Consider the following 401-nt stretch of genomic DNA (forward strand, 5'->3'; position numbering starts at 1 on the left):
TTCCTCGACACGGTGACGATCGATCCGACTGGTGCCAACATCGCCGTTTATGAACAAGGACCGTTCGCCTTCAGCGCGCGGCTTGGCTATGAGATGGGCCGCAAGGAAGACGACTCCGACCATCTGCGCGGCTTGGGGGATGTCGACATGGGCGCGACGGTCGGCGTGAAGGCAGCGGCGAAGTTCGGTCCGGCCGAAATATTCGCGCAGCTGGACAAGACCATCGGCGGCAGCGATGGCCTGGAGGGCAGGGTGGGGATCGAGGTGACCCGGCCTCTGTCTCAATCGTTGATGATCGGCGCCAGCGCGTCCGCCGTGTTCGCCGACGAAAATTACATGCAGGCCTATTTTGGTGTCACGCCCGAGCAATCGGCTCGCTCGGGGCTGGCGCGCTATGATGC

General features: G+C 63.1%; 1 protein-coding gene. It reads left to right on the forward strand.

Annotated features, from left to right (window positions below; all coding sequences use genetic code 11):
• Positions 1-12 precede the first annotated feature (12 nt).
• Positions 13-401: MipA/OmpV family protein (locus EN879_RS38655; protein WP_245493971.1), on the forward strand; the 389-nt coding region annotated here is incomplete at its 3' end.

The sequence above is a fragment of the Mesorhizobium sp. M7A.F.Ca.AU.002.02.1.1 genome, assembly GCF_003998535.1.
Taxonomy (GTDB): domain Bacteria; phylum Pseudomonadota; class Alphaproteobacteria; order Rhizobiales; family Rhizobiaceae; genus Mesorhizobium; species Mesorhizobium ciceri.